General features: G+C 73.1%; 24 protein-coding genes. 7 read left to right on the top strand and 17 right to left on the bottom strand.

All coding sequences use genetic code 11. The features are described from left to right. Positions 1-57 precede the first annotated feature (57 nt). Both AB0D94_RS24885 and AB0D94_RS24890 read right to left on the bottom strand, forming a co-directional pair. The gene (locus tag AB0D94_RS24885) at positions 58-753 is read right to left on the bottom strand and encodes an antibiotic biosynthesis monooxygenase family protein (RefSeq protein ID WP_362055666.1); all 696 of its coding nucleotides are present in this window, start codon (positions 751-753) and stop codon (positions 58-60) included. A gap of 50 nt (positions 754-803) precedes the next feature. After that, positions 804-2,276 carry an FAD-dependent monooxygenase gene (locus AB0D94_RS24890; RefSeq protein WP_362055668.1) on the bottom strand — a complete coding sequence of 491 codons (1,473 nt, stop codon included), beginning with the start codon at positions 2,274-2,276 and terminating at the stop codon, positions 804-806. 166 nt (positions 2,277-2,442) lie between these two features. On the opposite strand from AB0D94_RS24890, the gene AB0D94_RS24895 reads away from it, so the two are divergent. Next, entirely contained in the window at positions 2,443-2,958 is a 516-nt protein-coding gene (locus AB0D94_RS24895; RefSeq protein WP_362055670.1) for a nuclear transport factor 2 family protein, read from the top strand. A 99-nt stretch (positions 2,959-3,057) separates the two neighbouring features. On the opposite strand, the gene AB0D94_RS24900 is transcribed toward AB0D94_RS24895, so the two are convergent. From AB0D94_RS24900 to AB0D94_RS24935, 8 genes are all read right to left on the bottom strand, one after another. Then, positions 3,058-3,477 (bottom strand): TIGR03618 family F420-dependent PPOX class oxidoreductase, encoded by a 420-nt coding sequence (locus AB0D94_RS24900; RefSeq protein ID WP_362055730.1) that lies wholly within the window; start codon positions 3,475-3,477, stop codon positions 3,058-3,060. Between the two features lie 341 nt (positions 3,478-3,818). Continuing rightward, on the bottom strand, positions 3,819-3,959 hold the full coding sequence (locus AB0D94_RS24905; protein ID WP_362055672.1) for a hypothetical protein: 141 nt from the start codon (positions 3,957-3,959) through the stop codon (positions 3,819-3,821). A gap of 34 nt (positions 3,960-3,993) precedes the next feature. Then, the gene (locus AB0D94_RS24910; protein WP_362055674.1) at positions 3,994-5,544 is read right to left on the bottom strand and encodes a condensation domain-containing protein; all 1,551 of its coding nucleotides are present in this window, start codon (positions 5,542-5,544) and stop codon (positions 3,994-3,996) included. 299 nt (positions 5,545-5,843) lie between these two features. Continuing rightward, positions 5,844-6,653 (bottom strand): 4'-phosphopantetheinyl transferase superfamily protein, encoded by an 810-nt coding sequence (locus AB0D94_RS24915; RefSeq protein ID WP_362055676.1) that lies wholly within the window; start codon positions 6,651-6,653, stop codon positions 5,844-5,846. Between the two features lie 293 nt (positions 6,654-6,946). Further along, entirely contained in the window at positions 6,947-8,821 is a 1,875-nt protein-coding gene (locus tag AB0D94_RS24920; protein ID WP_362055678.1) for an acyl-CoA dehydrogenase, read from the bottom strand. Further along, positions 8,818-9,762 (bottom strand): aromatase/cyclase, encoded by a 945-nt coding sequence (locus AB0D94_RS24925; RefSeq protein ID WP_362055680.1) that lies wholly within the window; start codon positions 9,760-9,762, stop codon positions 8,818-8,820. The genes AB0D94_RS24920 and AB0D94_RS24925 overlap by 4 nt, the downstream gene beginning before the upstream one ends. Positions 9,763-10,123: 361 nt before the next feature. Beyond that, positions 10,124-10,942 carry a thioesterase domain-containing protein gene (locus AB0D94_RS24930; RefSeq protein ID WP_362055682.1) on the bottom strand — a complete coding sequence of 273 codons (819 nt, stop codon included), beginning with the start codon at positions 10,940-10,942 and terminating at the stop codon, positions 10,124-10,126. Positions 10,943-11,043: 101 nt separating this feature from the next. Beyond that, positions 11,044-11,865, bottom strand: coding sequence for an AfsR/SARP family transcriptional regulator (locus AB0D94_RS24935; RefSeq protein WP_362055684.1), 822 nt, complete (start codon positions 11,863-11,865; stop codon positions 11,044-11,046). Positions 11,866-12,210: 345 nt separating this feature from the next. Here AB0D94_RS24935 and AB0D94_RS24940 point away from each other — a divergent pair, with 345 nt between their 5' ends. Together AB0D94_RS24940 and AB0D94_RS24945 are read left to right on the top strand one after the other, a co-directional pair. Continuing rightward, positions 12,211-12,576: a hypothetical protein gene (locus tag AB0D94_RS24940; protein WP_362055686.1), complete on the top strand. Its 366-nt coding sequence runs from the start codon at positions 12,211-12,213 to the stop codon at positions 12,574-12,576. A gap of 174 nt (positions 12,577-12,750) precedes the next feature. Next, complete coding sequence (locus AB0D94_RS24945) at positions 12,751-13,791, top strand: AfsR/SARP family transcriptional regulator (RefSeq protein WP_362055688.1); 1,041 nt, start codon at positions 12,751-12,753, stop codon at positions 13,789-13,791. Between the two features lie 288 nt (positions 13,792-14,079). Here AB0D94_RS24945 and AB0D94_RS24950 read toward each other — a convergent pair whose 3' ends face one another. The 5 genes from AB0D94_RS24950 to AB0D94_RS24970 form a co-directional block, all read right to left on the bottom strand. Next, a complete protein-coding gene (locus AB0D94_RS24950; RefSeq protein ID WP_362055690.1) occupies positions 14,080-14,949 on the bottom strand; it encodes an AfsR/SARP family transcriptional regulator in 870 nt (289 codons plus the stop codon). 405 nt (positions 14,950-15,354) lie between these two features. Next, complete coding sequence (locus tag AB0D94_RS24955) at positions 15,355-15,975, bottom strand: ScbR family autoregulator-binding transcription factor (protein WP_362055692.1); 621 nt, start codon at positions 15,973-15,975, stop codon at positions 15,355-15,357. Between the two features lie 11 nt (positions 15,976-15,986). Next, a complete protein-coding gene (locus AB0D94_RS24960) occupies positions 15,987-17,579 on the bottom strand; it encodes an acyl-CoA carboxylase subunit beta (protein ID WP_362055694.1) in 1,593 nt (530 codons plus the stop codon). A 123-nt stretch (positions 17,580-17,702) separates the two neighbouring features. After that, entirely contained in the window at positions 17,703-17,909 is a 207-nt protein-coding gene (locus tag AB0D94_RS24965) for an acyl-CoA carboxylase subunit epsilon (RefSeq protein WP_362055696.1), read from the bottom strand. 189 nt (positions 17,910-18,098) lie between these two features. After that, entirely contained in the window at positions 18,099-18,779 is a 681-nt protein-coding gene (locus AB0D94_RS24970; RefSeq protein WP_362055698.1) for a ScbR family autoregulator-binding transcription factor, read from the bottom strand. A 155-nt stretch (positions 18,780-18,934) separates the two neighbouring features. Between AB0D94_RS24970 and AB0D94_RS24975 the strand changes: the two genes are divergently transcribed. After that, a complete protein-coding gene (locus AB0D94_RS24975) occupies positions 18,935-19,873 on the top strand; it encodes an NAD-dependent epimerase/dehydratase family protein (RefSeq protein ID WP_362055701.1) in 939 nt (312 codons plus the stop codon). Here the strand turns inward: AB0D94_RS24975 and AB0D94_RS24980 are convergent. Beyond that, on the bottom strand, positions 19,803-21,113 hold the full coding sequence (locus AB0D94_RS24980; RefSeq protein WP_362055703.1) for a cytochrome P450: 1,311 nt from the start codon (positions 21,111-21,113) through the stop codon (positions 19,803-19,805). The genes AB0D94_RS24975 and AB0D94_RS24980 overlap by 71 nt on opposite strands. A gap of 301 nt (positions 21,114-21,414) precedes the next feature. On the opposite strand from AB0D94_RS24980, the gene AB0D94_RS24985 reads away from it, so the two are divergent. The 3 genes from AB0D94_RS24985 (at position 21,415) to AB0D94_RS24995 (ending at position 24,543) form a co-directional block, all read left to right on the top strand. Beyond that, positions 21,415-22,410, top strand: a complete 996-nt coding sequence (locus AB0D94_RS24985; RefSeq protein ID WP_362055705.1) for a ScbA/BarX family gamma-butyrolactone biosynthesis protein — start codon at positions 21,415-21,417, stop codon at positions 22,408-22,410. 245 nt (positions 22,411-22,655) lie between these two features. Further along, positions 22,656-24,134, top strand: coding sequence for a multicopper oxidase domain-containing protein (locus tag AB0D94_RS24990; RefSeq protein ID WP_362055707.1), 1,479 nt, complete (start codon positions 22,656-22,658; stop codon positions 24,132-24,134). A gap of 160 nt (positions 24,135-24,294) precedes the next feature. Continuing rightward, a complete protein-coding gene (locus tag AB0D94_RS24995; protein WP_362055709.1) occupies positions 24,295-24,543 on the top strand; it encodes a DUF6059 family protein in 249 nt (82 codons plus the stop codon). A gap of 110 nt (positions 24,544-24,653) precedes the next feature. Here AB0D94_RS24995 and AB0D94_RS25000 read toward each other — a convergent pair whose 3' ends face one another. Next, positions 24,654-25,271, bottom strand: coding sequence for a DUF4097 family beta strand repeat-containing protein (locus AB0D94_RS25000; protein ID WP_362055732.1), 618 nt, complete (start codon positions 25,269-25,271; stop codon positions 24,654-24,656). Between the last annotated feature and the right edge of the window lie 354 nt (positions 25,272-25,625).

The raw sequence follows: 25,625 nt of genomic DNA on the forward strand, positions 1-25,625 counted from the left end.
CATGATCGGCGAGACACCCCCTAGGGAGTCGGTCGCGCCGTCAGGGGCGCGGCCGGTTCACTCGCCGGCAGAGCGCGTGTGCACCACGTTGTAGGTGTTGCCGTCCACGGAGGTGGCGACGGCGTCCACGCGGGCCTGGGCCTTCTGGCGGCCGACCGGCCAGGTCTCGGGGTCCTGGTCGCGGTGGGCCTCGTAGGCCTCCTTGGTGTCCCACTGGAAGTAGGAGACGACGAAGGAGCCCTCCAGGCCGCGGGCGCGCAGGCCCTTGAGGACGACGTGGGCGCGGAAGCCCGGGGCGTCCACGATGCCGGCCTGGCCGGCGCCGAGGGCGTCGATCAGCTCGTCCTGGTTCTCCGCCTCGACACCGTAGACGGTGATGGAGGTGTAGACCTCGCGGTGCGGGCCGATCTCGATCTTGCCGCACGGGCCGGGGCCGGCCAGCGTGTAGACGACCTCGTTCTGCAGGAGGCGGATCGAGGTGGTGATCTCGCCGAAGACCGGGAGGGTGCGGTGCTTGAACTCGTCCGCGGAGTAGCGCTTCTCGAGGTCCTCGCCGCTGCGCCACTGGATGAAGTTGGCGGTGCCGGGGCTGTCCACGCCCGCGTGCACGGTGCTGGACATCCAGCCCTCGTAGGTCGCCGCGTCGACGATCTTGCGCATCTCCCGGATCAGGCTTTCCTGCTTCTCAGGAGCGTCAGTGGTGAAGAGGTTGAGGACGGTGAGGTGCTTGTCCTCGAGGGAGATGGTGGGCATTGTTCCTTCGCTTCCTTTGAGGGTACGGACGTGAGCGCAGCGGAGCGCGCTCAGTTGGCGGGACCGAACCAGCGGGTGAGGGTGTCGTCGAGGCCTTCGGAACCGGAGCCGGAGGAACCGACCCAGGCGACGTAGCCGTCGGGGCGCAGCAGGATGCCGTCCACAGGGGCGTCGCAGTCGACCTGTTCGGCACTGACCACCTCGACGCGGTCGGCCCAGCCCGCGGCCGCCTCGCGCAGGCCGTGGTCGCCGCCGAGCTCCAGGAGCACGGCGCGCCCGGCGTGCAGCAGCGCGAAGCTGGAGGTCTTCTCGCCGTCGACCACCAGGTCGCGGTCCGGCAGGCGCCGGCCCAGCAGCGGGTGGTCGCCCTCGCCGAGGTCGTGGCGGATGTCCAGGCCGGTGACCATGCCGACCAGGTGGCGGCGGACCGACTCGTAGTTCTGCACCAGTTCGGTGAAGACCTCGCGCATCGGGTTGAGCTCGTCGCCGCCCAGGTAGAGCGTGCGCTGGGCGAGGGTGTTGGTCAGGATGCGGGCGCCGACCGGGTGCCGCTCCGCGTGGTAGGTGTCGAGCAGGCCCTCGGGGGCCTGGCCCTTGATGTCCAGGGCGAGCTTCCAGCCGAGGTTGACCGCGTCCTGCACGCCCGCGCTCATGCCCTGCGCGCCGATCGGCAGGTGGATGTGCGCGGCGTCGCCGGCGAGGAAGATCCGGCCCTTGCGGTACGCGGAGGCCTGGCGGCTGACGTCGGTGGTCGAGCTGACCCACAGCGGCGTGGCGCCGCTGATGTCCTCGCCCGACAGCCGCTGGAAGGCCGCGGCGACCTCCTCGAAGGTGATCGGGTCCGGGCTGGTGCGCAGCGGCTCGTTGCTGTCGAAGTAGATGATGCGGCTGCGGTCCGGGCCCATCGGGATGACCATGACCATGCCGCCGGGGACGCGCTCACCGCTGAAGCGGGGGCGCAGCTGGATCCCGGTCACGTCGGCGAAGCGCAGTTCGAGCGTGGCCTCGGTGCCGGGGAAGTCGATTCCGGCGATCTTGCGGACGGCGCTGCGGGCGCCGTCGGTGCCGACCACGTGGCGGGCGCGCAGCCGCACCGGGCCGTCCGCGCTGTCCGCGACGACCGTCACGCCGTCGTCGTCGGGCTCCAGGCCGGTGACCTCGACGCCGCGGCGCACCTGGGCGCCCAGCTCGCGGGCCCAGCCGCCGAGGATTCCCTCGGTGCGTGCCTGCGGAATGCCGCGGGCGCCGTACGAACCGCCCTCAAGGACCTGGTAGTCGAGCGGGACCCCGCCGAAGTGGCCGAAGGGAATGACCCCGACCTCGCCGAATCGGGGAATCAGTCCGCGCTGGGAGAATTCCTCGATGGTCCGTGCCGAAAAGCCGAGGGCGCGGGACTGCTGAATGGGTTCGGTGAGTTTGTCAAGGACCGTCACCGAGACTCCATTGAGCCTCAATTCGCCCGCGAGCATAAGTCCGGTGGGACCGGCTCCCACTACGATGACGTCTGCATCAAAGGTGTCCATCTGCCCTCTTCCCGCTGGTGTTCGGCCAGTATTGCGAGGGCTTGCCCGGGTCGTAAATAGGGCTGAGTACAGGCCTTCGACAAGCAATGACAGAAAACCGTCGGGTACGTCAGATCTTTGACAAGCGGACTTGCCGGGGGAGGTATCCGCGACGGCATTATCAGGCATGAACTCCACCCGAATCCTGGACGAATCCACCACCGAATCCCAAGGTGTTGCCCCCACCGAATCCGCCGCGGAATCGCGCGCCCACGTCGCGGACCTGCTCGGCCACTACCTCGTGTCGCTCGACAACATCGAGAACGAGAAGCTGGACGACGCCTGGGCGGCGCGCCTGTTCACCCCGGACGCGGTGGTCGCGTTCCCGATGAGCCGTCACGAGGGCATCGAGGAGATGGCCGAGTACCACCGCTCGGCCCTCGCGGCCTTCGCCCGCACCCAGCACCTCGGCTCACCGGCCGTGGTCGTCCTCGACGGTGACCGGGCCACGCTGCGCGCCAACCTGCTCTCCACGCACGTGCACCACGAGCGGCACGCGCGCCCCCAGGGCGAGCTCCCCCCGCTCTTCGCCACCGGCACCTACGTCGACGGCGAGGCCCGGCGCACCCCGCAGGGCTGGCGGCTGAACCTGCTGTCCTTCCGGCTGCTGTGGGCCGACGGCAACCCGCCGCCGGCCGCCTGAGCCACCGGGGGAACCGAAGGACCGAAGGAACCGAAGGCAACGCGCGGCGGCGCCGGGGAGAACCCCCGGCGCCGCCGCGCGTACGTACCCGCGGGCGCGTCAGGCGTTGAGGCTGAGCACCCGGTCGACCTCGATCTCGATGACCACCCGGCCCGGCGGGTCCGGCGGCGCCGACCAGTACCGCTTGGCGTAGCGCCGCGCGCCGTCCGCGATCCGCGCCGGGTCCGTCACGACCGTGCCCCGGCCCTCCAGGGTCACCCAGGTGAAGCCGTCCACCTGGCACAGCGCCACCCGGCCGCCCGGGCCGGCCAGCAGGTTCCGCGCCTTGCGCGAGGAGGCGACCGTCATGACCCGGACGAGGCCGGCCCGCCCGTCCCAGGTGAACCGTACGGGCGCCACGTGCAGCGTCCCGTCGGGCCGGACGGTGGTGAGCGCGCCGACGTGCCGGGGGTCGTTCAGGAACGTCTCGACCCCGGCCGACACCGTCGGGGCGGCGGAACCCTGTTCGGACAGCGACATCGTGTGTGGATCCTTCTTCCGCTGGAGCATGGAGCCTTGGGGCGGGGTCCGGGCGGCCGCGGGGGCCGTGGCCCGGCCGGGCGTGCGGCCCGTACGGCTGTCCGTACGGCTGCCCGTACGCCGGCCCGTGCGGGCACCGGCGGGGCCGCCCGCGCCGCCCGGGCCGCACACGGCGAGCCATACCGCCCGGCGCAGGTGCGCGGCGCGCGTGCGGGCCGGGGAGGCCCGGCGGCCTGCGGGCCGCGGCGGGGAGAGCGGGGACTGCGGGGACTGCCGGGGCAGCGGGGGCAGTTCCCAGCGGCGGCCGGCGAGGGAGGTGGCCGAGGTCTCGTACGGCATGGCTAGTCGATGCCGCGGACGATGGTGAACTCCGCCTCGTCCTCGTCCGCTCCGGCCAGCCGGAGCGGGGGCGCGACCCGCACCGGGACCATCCCGAACACGACCATCTCGACCTCCTGGAACTCTTCACTGATGCGGTACACGGGCGCCTCCTTCACGGTCGGTCGCCCCACGGTGTCAAGACTCGCTCGGGATCCGCTCGACGACCGGTCGTCCGCCGGTCGCGGGGCGGCTGAGCCCGTCCCCGCCCCCGGCGGGCGGCCGCCGCCCGACGGCGATCCGCGGCGGCTCGTCGTCGGCCAGCAGGGCCAGCACCTGCGCCACGGTCGTCGCCTCGCCGGTGGCCGGCAGCGCGCGCAGCAGCCGGGCGCAGTGCCCGACCAGGCGGCGCGCGTCGGCGGCGGAGATCCGGGCACGGTCGTGGACGGCGGCCAGCGTGAGCGCGCCGTCGCTGCCGCCGTGCGCCAGCAGCGCGACGGGGAAGACCGTGTGCGCGCCGCTCGCGCGCAGCGGATCGACCCGGATGCCGTCGGCGGCCAGCTGATCCTTCAGCTCAGCCGGTGCGCGCGGCGTGCTCTCGACCGCGACCAGGCTCTCCAGCAGCCGGCCGTCCGCGGTGCGGCCGGTCCACTCGTGGATCTGCCCGGCCGTCACCCATTCGTACGGGGCCATGTCCAGCGCCCGGTCGCGCAGCGTGGTCAGCAGCCGCCCCAGCGCGTGTGCGGGGTCGACCCGCACGGCCATCGGCAGGCAGTTGCGCATCGGCCCCGGCAGCCGCTCGACGGCGTCCAGGGCGATGCCCCGCCCCGAGACGGTGACCCCGAAGCCCACCAGTGCGGGCCCGCTCACCTCCGCGGCCCGGTACAGCAGCAGCGCCCAGACGGCCTGCAGCGCGCTGGAGTCGGGCACGGCCTGAGCGGCGGCCCACCGGTGCAGCCGGTCCGCCTCGGCCGCGCTCAGCCGGGCCTCGGCCCGGCCGCACCCGCTCTCCATGGTGTCGGGCCCCGGCAGCGCGGGCAGCACCGCCGGCACCCCCTCGGGCACGGCCCGGGTCCAGAACTCCCGCGCCGGGCCGGTGTCCTGGCCGTCCAGCCAGCCGGCCCAGTCGCGGATGTCGGGGCGCCGCTCGCCGCCGGACAGCGTGCCGCCCGCCAGATAGGCCCGGTAGAACTCGTCCAGGAGCACGAACACGCTCCAGGCGTCGAGCAGTCCGTGGTGGAAGGTGACCAGCACGCGCGTCGCACCCGCCGGTGGCCCCGGCAGCGCCCCCGGCCCGGCCCCCTCCGCGGGGTCGTCGACGAGGGTGACGCGCAGCGGACCGGGACTGCGCAGGTCGAAGCCGCGCAGCCGGTCCCGTTCCAGCAGTTCGTCCCAGTCGACGGTGCCCGCCGGATGCCGTACGACCTCGGCGGCGGCACGCTCGTGCAGCACCACCCGCGGCTCCGGCTCCCGCTGGACGGCCGCCCGCAGCACCGTCTCGCGGTCGACGACGGACTGCCAGGCGGCGGTGAACCGGCCGGTGTCCAGCGGCCCGCGCCAGCGCCACGACAACTGCTCGACGTGGCGGCCGCCGCCCCGCCCGGCGAGGGCCTCCAGCAGCGGGTCGGACGGGATCCGGCTCACCGGAACGGACGGCTCCGCCGGACGGGCGGGCACCGTGGAGCGCCGGACGGCGGCCCTGCGGCCCGCGCGTCCGTGCACCGGGCGTGGGCGGCTCGGCCTCGCCATCGCACGCCCTCCTCCGGCTCCACGTGCTCCCGTACGGGCCCGGGGCAGCCGGAAACCCGGAGAGCCGCGCCCGCTCCGGCGGTCCGAAGGCGCGCTGCTCCCGGGCCCACCGTGAAGCACCCCGCTGTCATGGCCCTGATACGGGGCTGACGCGGGTGGAGATCCGGTGGAGGACGGCTGGACGAGCAAGTCCCAAGCGGCGCCTGCGGGGAGGGGCCCCACTCGTCCAGGGGGTCACCCGTGGGCGCGGCCCGGCGGGCCGTCCCCCTCACGGCGCCCGCCGTCGGCGCGCGCCGCGCTCACTCTCCCGTCCGGGTCATCGCCGACAGGAACCCGCGGTCGAGCATGGTTCCCGCGCTGGTGTCGCCGGACGAGCTGAGTCCCGCGTCGTGGCAGGCCACGCTGAGCAGGTAGCGGCCCATGACCGAATGGGTGGCGAAGCCCCACTCGCCGCGGGTGGCGGCGCTGCCGTCCGGCGCGAGCAGCCGGCCCCCCTTGCTGAAGCCGAACTCCCGGAAGCCGAGCCGCAGTCCCTGCCCGAGCGCCTTGCTGTACGCCTCCTTCAGCGTCCACAGCCGCAGCGCGTGCCCGATCCGCTCCTCCTCCGGCAGCCCGGCGATCTCCTGCGCCTCGGCGGGCGTCAGGATCTGCGTCTCCAGCAGCTCCAGCCGCACCGTCCGGTCGGCCGGCTCCACGTCCACCCCGATCCGGCCGGTACGGCTGAGCCCCACCGCCATCAGGTCCCCGGTGTGCGACAGGCTCAGGTCGACCTGGTCGAAGCCGCGCAGGTACGGCCGCCCGCCGAGCCGGTAGGCCAGGTCCAGGTCCTCGGGCGTGGTCCCCAGCGCCGCCGCGGCCGTGTACTTGATCAGCAGCCGGGCGGCCGCGAAGCGGTAGCGCACGGTGGCGTCGGGGGTGCGCCGGTAGCGGTCCCAGTCCGGGCCGAGCAGCTCCCGCAGCCGGGGAGAGGTGAGCACACTGGGCAGCCACTCGCTCCAGGTCGTGTACACCACCGCGTTGCCCAGTTCCGCCAGATTCTCGCGCACCCCGTGCCACGGACCGGCCGGCCGCGGCACGTGAATGGGCGCGGCGCATCTCACCTCGTCCATCGTCGTCTCCCTGCGTGTAGTCAGAACCGCCCGCCCCACCGGGGGCGGGCGGCGATGAAGCCGGGCGGCGCCGCACCCGCCGCCCGTGGACGCCGGGCCCCGTCAACTCCCGTACGGGACCCGGCCGTGCGGCTAGCGCTGTGGCCGGAATGGTTCACCGGGTCGCGCCGCCCGGCACGGCACCTCGCCGCGTTGTCGGACCGCTCCGGTACGTCCAGTACGAGCCGCGGCCCTCCGCCTTGCGATGCACCGCACCGGACGACGCGACCCGGCAAACCCTTCCGGCCACAGCACTAGCCCGCGAGCCGCGTCCCGTACAGATCCAGGCTGAGCCCCTCGCGGCAGCGGCCCAGCACCTCCTCCAGCACCGACTCGACGACCCCGTCGGGCAGGTCCGGCACCGCCGCGCCGAGCCGGCGGCCGATACGGCTGAGGGCCAGCACGGCCCAGGCCGGGTCCTCCAGCCAGGAGCCCGTACCGGCCTGCCCCTCCCAGACACCGAGGACGGCCGCCGCCGCCATCACCAGGGCGTAGCGGTCGGCCAGCGCGCAGGCCTGCGGATTGAAGGCCGCCCCCGCCGAGTTGCCCGCGTCGTCCAGCGCCGCGCACCGCGAGCGCAGCACCCGCAGTTCCCCGACGAAGGTCTCCGCCAGGGCCGCGAGCACCTCCCGCGGACCCCCGCCCGGGCCCCGTCCCGCGCCCGCCGCCGCGCCCAGCCGCCCGGCGACGCCGATCAGCGTGGCCGTCAGCAGGTCGTCCCTGCCCGAGTGCGCCAGCCGGCGGTGGTCGAAGGGCGGCAGCGGCGCGCCGGGATGGAACAGCTCCGCCGGCGGCTCCCCGGTGCGGAACCAGGCCGTGCGCGCCAGCACCGGCAGCTGGGGCACCAGCACCGCCTGGCAGACGGCCGTCCCCGCGTGCCCGAGCCCCGCCACCGGCAGGTCCCGTACGAGCTTCTGGAAACCGCCGTACACCGGCCCGCGGTCGTACCCGCGGGCGCCGAGCACGGTGGCCAGCTCCTCCAGGTTCTCCCGCAGCATGTCCGGCATCGTGTACTTGACCGCCGCCGCCAGCAGGTACGCGTCCTCGGGCAGCAGGCTCAGCGCGCGCAGCCCCGTCACGGCCATGCTGTCGCAGGCCAGCAGGTCCGCGAAGACCCCGGCGAGCACCTTGCGCCAGCGGCGGGCCGGCTGCCCGTCGGGACGGCTCTCGGTGGCCGCGCGCACCGCCTGGCGCAGCACGCTGTCCACACCCGCGAGCACCGTGCCGGGCACCAGGCAGTGGCTGATCTGGAAACTGCGCAGCGCCAGCGACACCCCCTCGCCCCGCGCGCCGACGACCGCACCGTCCGGCAGCGCCACACCGGCGAGTTCCAGCCCGGCGAACCGCGCGCCGCGCATACCGGGCAGCTCCACCCGCGCCAGCCGGCGCACCTCGCCGGAGGCGGGCGCCCCGGGGCCGAGCATCAGCACGGAGTGGCTCCCCGGACCGTCCTCGGCCGTGCGCGCGTACATGATGAACGTGTCGGCGCGGTCGGCGTTGATGACGACCGCCTTGCGCCCGTCCACCACGAACCCGCCGCCGGGAGCCGGCCGGGCCGTGAACTCGTCGCGCAGCACGGTGTTGGCGTGCGCCAGCTCGCGGTGCACGATCGTGACCCGGCCGCCGCCGAGCAGCACGCGCGCCATCTCCCCGCGCTGGTGCACGTCGCCCGCGGTCCACACCGTGGAGGCGGCGAACAGCGAGGTGATGCCGAAGCCGAAACCGAGCGCGAGATCGCGGCGGAACAGCGGCCGCAGCACCCGCGCCAGCTCCTCCAGGTCCGTCAGGCGCCCGCCCAGCTCCCGCGGTACGAACTCGGCGGCCAGCCCGGCCTCCGCGAGCAGCGCCTCGGTGGCCTCGGGCACCTCGCGGGCCTCGTCGGCCCGCAGCAGCGCCAGGTGCCCGTGCGGGTTGAGCGGATCGTAGGGATCGCCGAGCAGCACCTCCAGCCGGGCGGCGCGCTCGAGCTCACTGATGTCCCGTACGGGTGCGCGGGTTTCCCGTACGGGGGCTGTGGGGACCGCCGGGGAGGCGGCGGGGCCCGCCCCGGGGGCGGGCGGACCAGGCAGGGGAACGCGGGGGGCCGCGTCCGGGGCCGCGCCGGCGGCCTCGGTGACGACCGTGGTCACAGGACCCGGACCGCGGCCGCGGCGTGCTGCGCTGCGTACCGCAGGACGGAGAGCCCGGCCTGGCCGAGGGCCTCGCGCACGTGCCGCCCGGCGGCGGCCGCGTCGGTGCCCGCGCCCAGCACCTGCTCGATCTTCTTCTCGCGCAGCAGCACGTTGTGCCGGGCGGTGACGTTCACACCCGACTCGTCGGGCTCGACCGACCATTCGCCGGTGTGCGCGGCCAGCAGCGGGGAGGTCTGCGTCTGCTTGTAGACGATCCGGCCCGCGGCCGGGAAGCAGATGCGCACCGACTCGGTGCTGTGCGCGCTGCCGTCGATGGAGATGCTGCCCATGGACATCACCTGGACGCCCGGCTGCTCCTCCGTCAGTTCCAGCTCCCGTACGTGGGGGAGCGCACCCGGCCAGTCCGCGGCCCGGTAGAGGAAGTCGAAGACCAGCTCGGCGGGCGCGTTGATGCGCACCGTGTCCTCGAAGGACAGCACGAGCTCGCCCAGGTTCGCCCACGGCGCGGCCAGCTGCCTCAGCTGGGCGCGGCTGTTGGCGCGGATGGCCTCCCTCACCCAGGCCACGTCCGCCGGGTCGTCACCGGGCACCGTGAACGAGTGCTCCAGGGTGACCTTGGAGCGGTCGCCCAGCGACTCCACCGTCCAGACGCCGCTCATCGAGTCCGTCGGCGCGGCGGGCACGTCCTGGGAGAACTCCACGCGCATCCGCTCGACGTCCAGGCGCCGGCTGGTGACCCAGGACTTCACCTTGCCGTTCGCGGTGGCCCACATCCGCAGCCGCTCCCGCGTCCCGTCGAAGTCCAGCTGCTCGACGTGGACGCAGGGCTGGAAGAACAGCGGCCACTGCGTGGCGTCGGCGATCAGCCCGTACAGCACTCCGGCCGGAGCCGCCGAGATTGCTTCGTGGACCGTGTGGTGCACTCGCGCATCCGACATCTTCCACACCCTTCATCACTCGAAGCGGCGCCGCCGTGCCGGCCGGGTCCGCGACCCGCGGCCGGCACGATGCCGCCCGTACCGGTGTCGCTCGCACCGGCACCGGCAGTCACTGCCGACGGTCCTCCGCTCGATGGCCGTGTCCACGAGCCTGTCCGGAACCGCTCGTGGTCTGCTCGCACCCCGCCGGAGCCGCGCCGGAAGCCGCCTCGAACCGGCTGCCCGACGGCAGGACGCGGCGCCTGCCTCCCCCTCCCTCCCCCCGCTCCCTCTCCCCGCACCGGAACGCCGAAGAGCCGCCCCGGGGCGGCCGGGACGGCTCTGTCGTGTGCAGGAGTCCGGATCGGACCGGACGGGAGCTCTACGCGGGGTCGCCGAGGACGCGCTCCCGGCAGGCCTCGCCGATCAGGCGCGGCAAGGCCTCGTCGCCCGCGAAGAAGTGGTCCCCGGTGACCGTCCGCGCCTCGATGCGCCCCGTGGTCCACTGCCGCCATTCGCGCAGCGCCGCGGGCACGGCCATCGGGTCCTCGCTGCCCGCGAAGGCCAGCAGCGGTACGTCGACGGGCCCGCCGGTGGCGGGGTCCATGGCCGCCTCACGCAGGGCCTTGGCCAGCCGCAGATCGTCGCGCAGCACCGGCAGGACGCTGCGCCGCCACAGACCCCCGGGGTCGGCGGCCGGGCCCTGGGGCAGCGAGCCCAGGTCGCCCAGGAGCGGCAGCAGCTCCTCGTCGGGCAGGTCGGCCGCGCCGACCAGCGCGGTGGTGGCGTGCGGCGGCAGGCACGCGCCCACCGCGAGGAACAGCGGCGGCGGCGCACCGACGTCCGCCAGGGCCCGGGTCAGCGTGTAGACGACGAGCGCGCCCAGGCTGTGGCCGTACAGCGCGTACGGGCCCGCCTCGGCCGCCTCCAGCAGCGGCGCGAGGAGGTCGTCGAGGAGGCCGGCCCGGTCGGTGACGCGCCGCTCGCGGCGCCGGTTCTCCCGGCCGGGCAGCGGCAGGGCCACCACGTCGACGGCCTGCCCGACCGCGGCGGGCCAGCGGCGGTAGCTGGCCACGCCCGCGCCCGCGTGGGCGAGGCAGTGGAGCCTGACCCGCCGGTCCGCCGGCTCCACCGCCACCGGGGCGCCCGCCCCTCGTACCGCTTCTCGTACCGTCTCGTCGAGCTCCGCCGGGGAAGTCATCCGCCGCTCTCCTCCTGGGAAGCCGTGCGCGCGCAGCGGTGGCCGCGGCGCGCGGTGGTCGAGGCCCGAGCCTCACCCGGCCGCCTCGAGCACCGCTGGACTCAGGCCGCGTAGAGGTCGAAGGTCGAGGTGCGCCGCGGTCCGGAGATCACGTCCAGGCGGGGGTCCACGGCGAGCATCGCCTGGTGCAGCCGCTGGAGCTGGGGCGAGGGCTCCACGCCGAGGTCCTCGATCAGCCGCTGGCGCAGCCGCCGGTAGACGTCGAGCGCCGAGGCCTGCCGGCCGGAGCGGTAGAGCGCGACCATCGCCTGCGAGTGCAGCCCCTCGTGCTGGGGGTGACGGGCGATCACATCGGTGAGTTCGGCGATGAGTTCGACGTGCCGGCCGAGCCGCAGGTCGGCGTCGATCCGGCGCTCGCGCGCGACGAGCCGGCTCTCCTCCAGGCGCATCACCTCGATGTCGAGGATCGGGCCGACCCGTACGTCGACGAGCGCGGGCCCCTCCCACAGGTCGAGGGCCTCGCGCAGGCACTTGGCCGCGTGCCCGTCCTCGCCGTCCTCGAAGGCCTGCTGGCCCTCGGCCACGAGGCGCTCGTAGGTGTGCACGTCGACCGCCTCGGTGGGGATCTGGAGCAGGTAGCCCCCGTAGCGGGTGACGAGCACGTCCTTGGCCGAGCCGGGGGTGTCCGGGCCCATGGCGGTGCCCAGGCGGCGGCGCAGCTGGAGGATGTACGTCTGCAGGGTGGTCAGCGCGCTCTGCGGCAGGTCGGTGCCCCAGATCTCCTCCATCAGCGTGGGCACGGGGACGACCCGGCCGGGGTACAGGGCGAGCAGCGCCAGGATCTGGCGGGGCTTGCCGGCGGTCGGGACGATCGATATCCCATTGACTTCGGCATTCAACGGACCCAGGACTTTAATCTTCATAATTCCCTCCGCGCCTTGCCGGCCTCCGTCGATTCCGAGCCGGTACCCGAGTGCTTCCGATACTGTCGCCTTCCGGCCTTTTCTGTCATCGCCGTCGACCGCAGACGAGGGGCACCATATCTTCCGCCGATCCGCCCCCCTCTGAAAATCGACCACGTCTTGAGCGGCTTTCCAAGAGGGGATCCGAAACCGCGCTGACAAGCCGCTGACAAAGCGCTGACGAAACCAAACGGACCGGCGGTGCACGGGCCGAAATTCTTTTCGGCCGGGTATCGGCGCTGTTAGCCTCGCCGCTTCGTGACGGCCGCCCGATCGCGCGGTGTCCCGGTGGCAGGAGGCGGCGAGTTGCACAGCGGCACCGAAGAGACGACCACGTCACGGGCGGCGGGGCACGCCGCCCGCCCCGGACACCGGCAGCAGCAGGTCCGCATGGCCGGCCTGCACCGGACGGCGCCCGCCGGGCGGAAGGCGGCCACGGCCACCGCGCCCCCACCGGCAGCGGCGGCGGCGCGGGCGGCGGCACCGGTGGCGGTGTCCGCGCCGCCCGCCGCGGCCACCGGCCCCGCCGCCCACGGCCTGCTGGGCTGCCTGACCGGGCCCGCGGGCCTGCCCGGCCTCCCCGATCCCAAGACCCTGCTGGGGCTGCTCGGCGCCTGGCACGGACGCGGCGTACAGGTGGGTTTTCCGGAGCTGACCGCCCGTCGCCCCTGACCCCGGGACTCAAGAAATCTTCCACAACGCCCTGTAATCCGCTGGTGAATCTCCCGCCGCGTCCGCACTGCGGCTACTGTCCGATACGGGAGGAAAGACCCGCGGCTATTCGGGGGGAATGCCGAGTACGGATCTCCGGCCGCAGACTCGTCGAATTTCCCGTGCGAGGATGAGATGGAGTTTCGCATTCTGGGTCCCGTCCAGATCCATGACGCGCGCAGCGATGTGCGGATCGTGCCGACGGGCGCCAAACAGCGCGCCCTGCTGGGTGCGCTCGTCGTGAAGGCCGGGCAGGTCGTCTCCGCGGACCGGCTCGTCGACGAACTGTGGGGCGAGCACCCGCCCGCCAATGCCGCCAATGCCCTCCAGGCCCACGTGGCGCGGCTGCGCCGGCTGCTCCCGGTCCCCGCGCCCGGTTCGGGCGAGGCGCACCACGAGTGGCTGGTGACCCGCCCGCTGGGCTACGTACTGCGCCTGGGCCGCTCGGGCACCGACGCCCAGCGCTTCCGGCTGCTGACCGCCGAGGGCAGCGCCCTGGCCGCCACCGACCCCGCACGCTCGGCCGACGTACTGCGCGAGGCGCTGGCGCTGTGGCGCGGTCCGGCCCTGGAGGGCAGCGAGCGCGGGACGATCTGCTCGGCCGAGGCCTCGCTGCTGGAGGAGAGCCGGCTCGTCGCCCTGGAGACCCTCTTCGACGCCTGCCTGCGGGCGGGCCGGTTCGGCGAGATCACCGGCGAGCTCGAGGAACTGACCATCCGGCACCCGCTGCGCGAGCGGTTCTACGAGCTGCTGATGACCGCCCTGTACCGCAGCGGCCGGCAGGCCGAGGCCCTCGGCGTCTACGACCGGGCGCGCCGGCGGCTGGTGCACGACCTGGGCCTGGAGCCCGGTCCGGTGCTGCGCGGCCGGATGGAGGCGATCCTGCACCACCACGACCCGGACGCCGCCCAGGAGGCGTGGCCCCTGTCCGAGCCCGGCCCCGGCCCCGGCGCCGACATCGGCGCCGAGTGGCGTCCGGCGCGGGCCTCCGCCCCGGCCGCCCTGGACGCCGTAGGGCCTGCGAACGCGGACGCGGATGCGGATGCGGCGAGCGTGCACCTGCTCCGCGAGGAGATCGTCCGCCTGCGCCGCCACGTGGAACGCCTCTCCCGCGAACAGGAAGAACTGATCACCCGCTTCGACCGCCTCACCGCCCCCCGCGCCGCAGCCCGATAACCCCCGCCCCCGGCTGGATCGCGCCTGCGGCCTGCGGCCTGCGGCCCGGCCTCAGGGCTCCCGGCCCTGGCGCTGACTCTCCGGCCTCGGCCCCGGCGCGCCCCGGCCTGCATCCGCCCGGCCCTGGCCTTCCGGCGGCCTGCTCCTGGCCCTGCGGCCCGGCCCCGCCCGCTCCGGTACGCGCGGCGCGCCCCCGGCCCCGGACAGCAGAACACCCCTCCTCCGGCCCGCCGTCCGGCGGAGCAGAGAAAGGGTGTGCGCCAGGAGGCCGCCGGCCGTGCGCCGCCTTCAGTTCACCCGGGCGACGAGCCGCCCGCCGGAAGCCGCGGCGGCGGTCGCGGCTCCGCCGCCCGCCGCTCCGGCCACCGCCGCGGCCGGGGCCGCGGTCTCCGGGTGCGCCATCAGGATGGAGCGCTGGAGCCTGCTGAGCGCCGCGGACGGCTCCAGGCCCAGCTCCGACACGAGCGTCGTGCGCAGCCGCTGGTAGACGTTGAGGGCCTCGCCGCGCCGGCCCGAGCGGTGCAGCGCCAGCATGAACTGGCCGTGCAGGCTCTCGTGCATCCGGAACTGGTTGACCAGGACCGTCAGCTCCGACAGCAGCTCCCGGTGGCGCCCCAGCCGCAGGTCCGCCTCGATGCGCTGGTCCAGCGCGCACAGCCGGGCCTCCTCGAGCCGCTTGGCCTCCATGTCGATCCGGCTGCCGGCCTGTACGTCGGTCAGCGCGGGCCCGGTCCACAGCGAGAGCGCGTCCGCCAGGCGGCGTGCCGCCCCCGTGTAGTCCTCGGCGTCCATGGCCCGGTAGCCGGCGCCCGCCCGGCGCTCGAACTCCCGGTAGTCGACCGTGCCGCCCCGCGTCTCCAGGCGGTAGCCGCCGGGGAGGGTGGCCAGGATGTCCTTGGCGGTGCACCGTTCGTTCTCGCCGTGGCTGAGCGCCTCGGCGATGAGCTCGCGCAGCTGCAGGATGTAGGTCTGCAGCGTCGTCCGCGCACTGCGCGGCGGGGTCGAGCCCCAGAGCTCCTCGATCAGTACGGCCACGGGGACCACCTGGTCGGCGTGGAGCGCGAGCAGGGCCAGCACATGTCTCGGCTTCGGCGCCGTCGGAGTGATGGAAACCCCGTTCTCGCGCACCGACAGCGCACCCAGCACTTCGATGTCCACGTTCTCCCCCAAAGTTCGCCCGGAGGCCGGTTCCCGGCCTACGCGTTTCCGACCGCCGGGGCCCGGTGCGCAGCTACACCGGACTACCTGATAAAAAAACAGCACAGTCGGTTTGTCAACACCAGGGGGGCGAGTTTCGGCCAAGACCACTTCTCATCGGCCTCACCCGCCACGTCCCGGCATGGACGATTCCGCTGGCCACGATCCATATCCCGGGTCCATGAGCACCAGTAACCGTAGGAAAGGCGCCACTAGTTGGCCGGATCCGCCGCCGCGGACGCACGCCAAAGCCCCGCTCGGCGCGGAACGCGCGGAGCGGGGCAGCGCGGCAGGCCCGCCCGGGGGCAAGTCCGGACGGGCCGAGCGGGGCAAAGATCGGATTCTAAACAGACCAACCGGTCTGCTTCATGGTGCGGTGCTGCCGCCGGCCTCGAGCCGGTCCAGCAGCTCCGGTGCGGCGAGCGACGACAGCAGCAGCTGCCAGAACCGCGTGACCGTCTGCGGCGAGACCCACTGCGCGTCCCGGGCACACAGCACCTCGAAGCCCACCGTCGCGGCCACCACGGCGGCCGCGGCGCTCTCCGGCGCCACCCCTGCCCGCAGTTCGCCCGCGCCGTCGGCCCGCGCGACCGCCTCCTCGACCCAGCGCTGCCAGTGCAGCCGCAGATCGGTCGGGGACGGGCGGGCCGTGTCGCCGCTCAGCACGAAACCCGCCCGCAGCACCACGTCCTCACGCAGCCCACGGGTGAGCCCGTGGGTCACGTCGACGAGGTGCTGCAGCCAGCCCGCCCCCCGCGGGGAGGCCTCGTCACCGACGGCCCGCAGCCGCTCCAGGGCCGCTTCCTCGACGGCGTCCGCCAACGCGGCCTTGGACGCGAAGTGGAAGTGCAGCGCGCCGTTGCTCACCCCGGCCTGTGTGCTGATCGTGGTGAGCGACGCCACCGTGAAACCCTCGCGGTCGAAGATCTCGGCCGCGCACCGGATCAGGGTTTCCCGGGTGCGCACTGCGCGTTCCTGCTTGGCCATCGAGTGCTCCGTTATTGCGGGGGGTTGCCGTGCTTGCGAGAGGGCACGTCGGCGTGCTTGTTGCGGAGCATCGCGAGGGCGCTGATGAGCACCTCGCGGGTCTCGGCGGGGTCGATGACGTCGTCGACGAGGCCGCGCTCGGCCGCGTAGTACGGGTGCATCAGCTCGGCCTTGTACTCCTTGACCATCCGCGCACGCATGGCCTCGGGGTCGTCGGCGTCCGCGATCTGCTTGCGGAAGATCACGTTGGCAGCGCCCTCGGCGCCCATCACCGCGATCTCGTTCGTCGGCCACGCGTACGTCAGGTCGGCGCCGATGGACTGCGAGTCCATGACGATGTACGCGCCGCCGTAGGCCTTGCGCAGGATCAGCGAGATCCGCGGGACGGTGGCGTTGCAGTACGCGTACAGCAGCTTGGCGCCGTGGCGGATGATGCCGCCGTGCTCCTGGTCGACGCCCGGCAGGAAGCCGGGGACGTCCAGCAGGGTGATGATCGGGATGTTGAAGGCGTCGCAGAGCTGGACGAAGCGCGCGGCCTTCTCGGACGCGTGGATGTCCAGGACACCGGCGAGCGCGGAGGGCTGGTTCGCGACGATCCCGACGACCTGGCCGTTCAGCCGGCCCAGGGCGCAGATGATGTTGCGCGCCCAGCGCTCGTGGACCTCCAGGTACTCGCCGTCGTCGAGCAGCTCCTCGATGACCTTGAGCATGTCGTACGGCCGGTTGCCGTCGGCGGGCACCAGGTCCAGCAGCACGTCCGAGCGCCGGGTCTGCGGGTCGGTGCACGGTACGCACGGCGGGTACTCGCGGTTGTTCTGCGGCAGCATCGACAGCAGGTAGCGGACCTCGGCGAGGCAGGTCTCCTCGTCGTCGTACGCGAAGTGCGCGACGCCCGAGGTGCCGGCGTGCACGTCCGCGCCGCCGAGGCCGTTCTGGGTGATCTCCTCACCCGTCACCGCGCGGACCACGTCCGGGCCGGTGATGAACATCTGCGAGGTGTCGCGCACCATGAACACGAAGTCGGTCAGCGCCGGAGAGTACGCCGCGCCGCCCGCGCAGGGCCCGAGCATCACGCTGATCTGCGGGATCACCCCGGACGCCTTGGTGTTGCGCTGGAAGATGCCGCCGTAGCCGGCCAGCGCCGAGACGCCCTCCTGGATACGGGCGCCCGCGCCGTCGTTGAGGGACACCAGCGGGGCCCCGGCCGCGATGGCCATGTCCATGATCTTGTGGATCTTCGTCGCGTGGGCCTCGCCCAGCGCGCCGCCGAAGATCCGGAAGTCGTGCGCGTAGACGAAGACCGTACGGCCCTCGACCGTGCCCCAGCCGGTGATCACACCGTCCGTATAGGGCTTCTTGTCCTCCAGGCCGAAACCGGTCGCCCGGTGCCGGCGCAGCTGCTCCACCTCGCTGAACGAGCCCTCGTCGAGCAGGAGCGCGATGCGCTCGCGAGCGGTCAGCTTGCCCTTGGCGTGCTGCGCCTCGGTCGCCCTCTCGCTGGGCCCGGCGAGTGCCTGCGCACGCACCGCGTGCAGTTCGGCCACCCGGCCGTGCGTGTCCGCGGTCTTCACGGAAGCCCGAGGAATGTCCTTCACCACTGTCATGACACGTCCCTCCTCAAGGTGCGGCCCGACCGACGACCTCACCGTAACAAACCGTCGATGCGGTTTGTATAGACGGGAGCATGGCGCGCACACGAATCAGCCATGGATCTAGCGCGGCTGGCCCTACTGCCAGCTGTACGGGGAGCGGTAGGCCGCGGAGGACCGTTCGGGCCGCCAGAGCGGAACCTCGGGCAGGACCTCGTCGCCCGCCTCCGCGCCCCGCGCGGCGAGCACCGAGCAGAGCACGACGGTGACCGCGGCCAGCTCGTCGTCGTCGGCCCGCCCGCGCTCGATCCGCAGCGCGAACCCCCGGGTGTCCGAATCGCTCATTCCCGCACCTCCTCAGGCCTGTTCACACCGTCGGTCACCCGGCTAAAGAGCTGCTTGAGAAGTGCTCGGGGGCGCGTGTACGCCGGACCCCGCGGCCGTCGTGCCGCGGGGTCCGGCGTACCTCGGGCCGTCCGGAGTCAGGAGTCCGGCCTACCCCGGGCCGTCAGGCGTCCGGCGTACCCCGGGCCGTCAGGCGCCCAGCTGCTCCGGCTGGTCCGCGTCCCGTTCCGCCGCGAGCCGGTCGCTCTCCGCGCCGAGCTCCGCGGCCCGTTCGACCGTGATGACCAGGCTGTTCAGTACGGCGGGCACGGCGATGCTGGGCAGCAGGTGCTCGAAGAGCGAGACCACGCGGGCTTCCAGGTCGTCGCGTCCGGAGAGCATCTGCGAGTAGATCTGCACACCGGTCCACGCGCCGGAGAAGAGCCAGGCGCTGTCGGCCGGCACGACGTGCGGCAGCAGTTCGCCCTGCTCCTTCGCCTGCGTCAGCACGTACTCGGTCGCCCCGATCCACTCGGTCAGTGCCGTGGTGCCGAAGAGCGCCCGCATGTCCTGTTCCAGGGACAGCCGGGCCACGGCGCTGACCATCGGGTCGCGCCGCATCCGGTAGGCGACCACCAGCCCGGTGTCCACGAGCTCCTGGAGCTTGCACGCGCTGGGCGTCACGGCCACGGTCGCGAACTGCTGGCGCAGTACGCCCTCGGCCAGCGCCTGTTTGGAGGGGAAGTGGAAGTACAGCGCTCCCTTGGTGACGCCAGCCCGGGTGAGGACCTCGCCGATGGTGGCGGCTTCGTAGCCGCGCTCGTCGAACACCGCTGCCGCCGCATTCAGAATGGCGAGCTTGGTGCGGATCGCGCGCTCCTGTCGCGCCACGAGGCCTCCAGAGGTTGTTGCCGTGGGCATTGCACGATGGCCCTTGCTTCCCCCCTAGAAACAAAACCAGTTGGTCCGTATTTTTACAAGGTGGCCGGGTGCGTGTCAAAAGCCGGGTGTCCCGAATGCCTCCACCCAAGCGTCAGGAGTCCGATATGCCGCAGAAGATCCTCATCACCGGCGCCGGCGGCTTCATAGGACGCCATGTCGTACGCGAAGCGCGGGCCCGGCCCGATGTCCGTCTACGGCTGATCCGCCGTTCCGCCGGTCCCGAACAGCCCCCCGGCGACCGGGTCGAGACCGTGGCGGCGGACCTGACGGACCCCGCCTCGCTGCGGGGGGTGTGCGAAGGGATCGACGTGGTGATCCACTGCGCGTCCGGCATCGGCGGCGACGAGCGGACCCTGCACGCGGTGAACGACCGGGGCACCCGCGACCTCGTCGCCGACGCGCTGCACCACGGTGTGCGCCGCATCGTCTACATCAGCACCGCCTCCGTCTACGGGCGGGGCCCGTTCCGCCGGGCCGAGGCCCACGCCCTGCCCCTGCGGCCCGGCTCCCCGACCAGCCTCACCCGCGCCGCGGCCGAACGGCACGTACTGGAGGCCGGGGGCACGGTACTGCGGCCCCACCTCGTCTACGGCACGGGCGACCGGTGGATGATCCCCGGCCTGGCCCAACTCCTGCGGTACCTGCGGGCGGGGGTCGACTCCCCGTCCGTGCACTCCGCCGTGGGGGCCGGCGCCCTGGCCTCGGCCGCGGTGGCGGCGGCCCTGTCCGACCGGGACCTGGCCGGCGTCCACCACGCCAACCACCCGGTGCCCGTCACCGCGTCCGCGCTGACCGGCTTCGTACTGGGCCTGCTGGACCTGCCCGCCCGCGCCCCGCTGGACCCCGCCGCCGCCCGGGCCCGCGCGGGCGACGCCCCGCAGGCCCTGCACCACCTCGGCATGCTGCTGGTGGACCACTGGTTCGAGGGCAGCGCCCTGTGGCGGCTCCTGGACCTCGACCCGGGCCCGTCGCCTACCGAGAGCCTTCCAGAACACCTGCCGTGGTACCGGGAACTGCTGCGGAACCCGCCCGCACCGGCCTGATCGGCGCGGCAGCCCCCAGCAGTACGGGAAGCTCGCGGGGCCCGTTGGAGATGAACGACTCCAGCGGGCGCAGCCGCTCCGCCGGCACGGCCAGGGACAGGTCCGGGAAGCGGTCGAACAGCTCGCGCAGCGCGATCTGCGCCTCCAGCCGGGCGAGCGGGGCACCCAGGCAGTAGTGCGTGCCGTGCCCGAAGGCCAGATGGGCACGGCGCGTCGGGCGCGTCACGTCGAAGCGGTCCGCGTCGTCCCCGTGCACGGCGGCGTCGCGCCCGGCCGAGACGAAGGAGATGACCAGCGCGTCCCCCTTGCGGACCGTCACCCCGCCGGTCTCCACGTCCTGGACCGCGTAGCGCAGGATCCCGTTGGCCCCGGGCGCCTCCACCCGCAGGACCTCCTCGACCACGTCCTCCCAGCCGGCCTCGCCGGAGCGGACGAGTTCGAGCTGCCCGGGGTGCCGCAGGAGCAGGGAGACCGCGTTGCCCAGCAGGTTCACGGTGGTCTCGTAGCCCGCCGTGTAGAGCAGGATCAGGTTGTCCAGCAGCTCCTTCTCCGTCAGCCGGCTGCCGTCCTCGTCCCGCACCGCGATCAGCGCACTGGTCAGGTCGTCCGCGGGGTGGCCGCGGCGGTGGGCGATGAGCGTGCTCATCGTCGTGTACAGGTCGATCCCGTTGCGCTGCATGTCCTCCAGCGACGCGGCCGTGTCGAAGAAGCCGCTGATGATCCGGCGCAACGGCGCGCGGAACTCCTCGGGGATGCCGAACAGTTCGGCGAGCACCCGGGCGGGCAGGTGCTCCGCGAAGGCCTGGCGCAGGTCCACCGGGTCGTCCGGGGCGCGCCGCGCGAGGTCGTCGAGCAGGTCCCGGGTGATCTCCTCGATGCGCGGGCCGAGCAGGGCGGTGCGCCGGGCGGTGAACGCCGCCGACACCAGCTTGCGCAGCCGTGTGTGGTCCGCCCCGTAGGCGGTGACCATGTTCTGCACCGACACCCAGATGGCCAGCGGCCAGGTCTGCGCTATCTCCCCGTCGATCCAGGCGGGCCAGTGCTGGTGGGCGTCCTTGGAGACGCGCGGGTCGGTGAGCAGTTCCTTGATCGTTTCGAGGTCGGTGACCGCCCAGGCCTCGACGTCCCCGGGCAGGGTCACCCGGGTCACGGGCCCACGGGCGCGCAGCCGTGCGGCCTCGCCGTGGATGTCCCGGCCCGAGGGGTCGATCGCGTACGGGCACTGCTGCTGACGGGGCATCGATGTCTCCAAGGGAGCGAGGGGCCGGGGCTCACGATCAACAGGCCCAAGAATAAAACCGGCGACCCGGTTTTACAATGGCGGTCCAAAAAAGGGCTCCCGGGATACGCCCTCGGGGCCCGGAGGCCCGGTAGCGGAAGGATTCCCGCCGTTTAGCGGCTCGGACCCGTCCCTCGCGCGGTGCGCATTTTTCCGTCAAACAGCATGGAAAAAAAACCGGGGCGTCTGTATCTTATGGGGCCTGACCTCCTGCGTCATCCGAGAGCCACATTGCGGCGATGTGGAGATAGGTGGAGCGAGCATGACCCTCCTGACGATTCATGAGGAAGACCTCGGCATACCGAGGCAGACGCGCAGGCAGTTCTCCCCGGCGGGCGTCCACGCCCTCCCGCGTCTGACCACCACAGTTCCCCGTGAGTACGTGCACCGCGCCAGCCACGCTGAGGTCTTCCTCACCGGCTGCGAGAAGCTCGACGAGAGCACCTTCGACCTCACCGGCCAATGGCCCCGCGCCCACACGTTCTTCACCAGCGTGGACGGCACCCGGCACGACTCGATGCAAGCCGCGGAAACCATTCGTCAGACCGGTCTCTTCCTCGCCCACGCGGAGCTCGGCGTCCCGCTGGGCCACCACTTCCTGCTGTGGGACCTGAACGTCACCACCTACCCGCAGAACATGGAGATCGGCCCGGGCCCCAGCGACCTGGACCTGCGGGCCACCTGTACCGACGTGGTGCGCAAGGGCAAGCGCCTCGCGGAGTTCCGCATGGAGATCAGCGTCGAACGCGACGGCCGGCTGTGCGCCGCCGGCGGCGGCCGCTTCGCCTGCGTCTCCGAGATGACGTACCGGCGGCTGCGCGGAACAGCGGGATCGGCCACCCGGACCGCCCGCAGCCAGCCCCACATCAAGGTCCTGCCGGCCGTCGTCGGCAAGGCCCTGCCCCGCGACGTGGTCCTCTCCCCGACGGAAGAGGCCAACCGGTGGCTGCTCGACCCCGACCCCCAGCACCCCATCCTGTTCGACCACGGCGGCGACCACTTCCCCGGCATGGTGCTCCTCGAAGCGGCCCGGCAGGCCGCCGGAGCCGTGTGCCACCCCGCCACCCTGACCCCGGCCTCCGTCTGCACCGACTTCCACCAGTACGCGGAGTTCGGCGCCCCGGTCTGGATCGAGGCCACGCCGCTCCCCGCCCGGGCCGCGGACTCGGCCTCCGTCCAGGTCACCGGCTGGCAGAACGACCAGAGCGTCTTCACCGCCCTGATCTCGGGCCCGCTGGCGCACCCGGCGCAGGACTGAGACCGCGGGGGCGGACGGCCGCGCCGGGGGCGGGGCGCGCCGGCGGGACGGACGTACTGGCCGAAGAGGGCGGGAGACGACGGGGAGGCGACGGGGGGCGACGGGAGGACGGCGGGAGGACGACGGACAGCCGGAACCGAACCCCCCGCTCACGCCACCACCACAGCTCGAGTCCCCTGTGCTGGAGTCGGCGCAGCCCGCGGCCGCCCGGCCGCCCGGCGCACCCTCCGACCGAGGAGATGGCCATGGCCACCCGACGTACCGTGCTCAGCGCAGCCCTCGTGACGGCCGGCACCGGCACGTTCACCGTGGCTGCCCTCAAGCCGCTGCTGGGCCGGTCCGACACCCAGCCGGCCACCGCCCCCGCCGCCCAGGCGGTGGCCGCGGCCGCCCCGGTCGTCGAGAAGTTCCGGCTGGCGATGCCCACGATGCCGGTCCTCACCCCGTCCTCGACCACCGGCGGCGTCGACCGCTACGTGATGACGATGCGCCGGGCCCGCAAGGAGATCATCCCCGGCTTCCAGACCGAGGTCCTGACGTACAACGGCCACTTCCCCGGCCCCGTCATCAAGGCCCGCTCCGGCCGCACGGTCTCCGTCCGCCAGCACAACGGCATCGACATGCCCACCTCGGTCCACCTGCACGGAGCCTCGGTGCTCCCGCAGGACGACGGCTCGCCGATGGAGACCATCGCCCCGGGCGCCAACCGCACGTACACGTACCCGAACAAGCAGCCCCACGCCTCCCTCTGGTACCACGACCACGCGCACCACATGGAGTCCGAACACGTCTACCGCGGCCTGGCCGGCTCCTACCTGATCACCGACGAGATCGAACAGGCGCTGCCGCTGCCCTCCGGCGCCTACGACGTCCCGATCGCCGTCCGCGACGCCGGCTTCGACGACCGGGGCCAGCTCGTCTACACGATGGGCGACTTCGACGGCCGCAACACGATCCTCTCCAACGGCAAGGCGTACCCGTTCTTCCAGGTCGCCGCGCGCAAGTACCGCTTCCGCTTCCTGAACTCCGCCAACCTGCGCTCCTTCACCCTGCGCCTGGCCGACGGCAGCGAGCTGATCCAGATAGCCTCCGACGGCGGCCTGCTCCCCAAGCCCCACCGCACCACCGAGGTGGCCCTCTCACCCGGCGAGCGCGCCGACGTCGTCATCGACTTCTCCCGCTACCCGGTGGGCACCCAGATCGTCCTGGAGAACACCAACCTCGGCGGCGGACCCGTCGAGAACTTCGGCCAGGTGCTCCGCTTCGACGTGACCCGCACCGCGCCGGACACCAGCTCGGTCCCCGCGGTGCTGCGCACCATGCCGGCGCTGCCGGCGCCCACAGCCGAGCGGGCGATCGTGATGCGGATGGACGAGAGCGGCGCCCCGGACGCCCTCGCGTTCCTCAACGACAAGGTCTACGACCACAACCGCATCGACGAGTACGTCCGCCACGGCGCCAGCGAGGTCTGGACGATCACCAACGTCAACACGTTCATGCCGCACAACTTCCACATGCACCTCGTCCAGTTCCGGGTGATCGAGCGCAACGGCCAGCCGCCGACCCCCGACGAGTCGGGGTTCAAGGACACCGTGTGGCTGATGCCGGGGGACAAGGTCAAGATCCAGGCGGCCTTCGACACGTACCGCGGCCAATACCTGTACCACTGCCACCTGATCGACCACTCCGCCATGGGCATGATGGGCCAGTTCAAGATCACCTGAGCCCGCGGCGGCGGCGCCCGGCGCGGCCGAACGGCTGCGCCGGCGCCCCGGCGCTCCGGCGAAGCTCCACCACCCCTCGGCCCCGTCTCAGCCGCCGCACCGAAGGGTATGTGGTGCGTACACACGCCCCGTCACCGCGACGACCGGAGTGAGGCCAGACATGAGACCCTCCCTTGCCCGCCGCCTGCTGCGATCCCTCTACGGCAGCCTGGTGGCGTACGGCACGCTCTACACGGGCGGTGAACCCAGAGCCACGACCACCCCCACGCCCAGCCCCGAACCGCCCCCACCTGCCGCCCCCCTCCGCGGCCTCACGGGCCCCGCCCGCTCCCACCCCGAACGCGTCCGCCCGGACATCCCGCTCACCCCTCTTGAACTGGCCCTCCAGCGCGAACTCCAGTCGCCCTAGTGCTGCGGCGCGGCTCGTTCCGGCTCCGTGTCGCGGGAGACGCGGTGCGAGCCCGCCCGAGCCCGAAGACGCGCGCGCAGCGCGGTACATGAGTCGGGCCGGGTGGCGCTTCACAGGCTGCGGGCGGTGATGTCGCCGTAGGCGGTGGTCGCGTGGATGTTCAGGCCGGCGGCGGCGCCGTCGGCGTTGGTGAGTGTGTTGTGGATCCGGCCGTAGGAGGTACCGGCGTCCAGGCAGGCGGAGACCCCGCGGGCGGCGCCGACCGCGATCTGGCCGTACTCGGTGCGCAGCGTGACCGTGCCGCGCACGGCCTCGGTGATCCGCAGATCGCCCTTCTGCGTGCTGATCTCCGCACCGCCGCCCAGCCGGCCGACCGACACATCACCGGCGTGGAGCGTGAGGCGGACACCGTCGGCCTCGTCGAGCTTGACCGAACCGTTCGCCGCCTCGAAAGCGACGTCACCGAGCCGGCCGACACCGCGGAGCTCGGCACTGGCCGCCTTCGCCTCGACACGGGACCCGGCAGGCAACTGCACCGTCACCTCAACAGACCCCGCAGGACCGAAGAGCTGGCTCTTCGCCGGAGCGGCCCCGATCCGCAGCACCCCGTCAGATCGTTGCGACGGGCTCAAATTAAATGCAACGGCCGAATCCCTGGTCGTTGCAATGGACTGAGGGTGAACGCTATACCGCGCTGGGGGCGGCCGCCTGGACGCGCCACGCTGCAGGAGGCCTCAGCCCAGAACTTGGCGAGGCAGCAGGGGCCGGGGGCCAGGGGGCGGGGCCAAGCGGTGCCGGCGGTCCGCGGAGTCAGGCCGGTTCTGCCGGGTCCACGCCCGTCAGACGGCGGGGCCGGCGCCCAGCGCCCACAGGGGACGCCGGTCCTCGACGACGGGAACCGGCCTCGGGAGCGGGCACGCGTCCGGAGCGCAACGTCGTCGGGGGCAAGATCTGGGACACAACTGCTGCTGTCCCCGGTAGTTCCGGTACAGCGGAGCCGACGCCCCTGAGGGGAGCCGGCCCTGGACAGGACTTGCGCCAACACGTCCTGTCGTCTCGCTGGCGATTGCCATGGGTCGGAG

Origin of the sequence: Streptomyces sp. NPDC048255 (genome assembly GCF_040652415.1) — a bacterium.
Classification (GTDB): domain Bacteria; phylum Actinomycetota; class Actinomycetes; order Streptomycetales; family Streptomycetaceae; genus Streptomyces.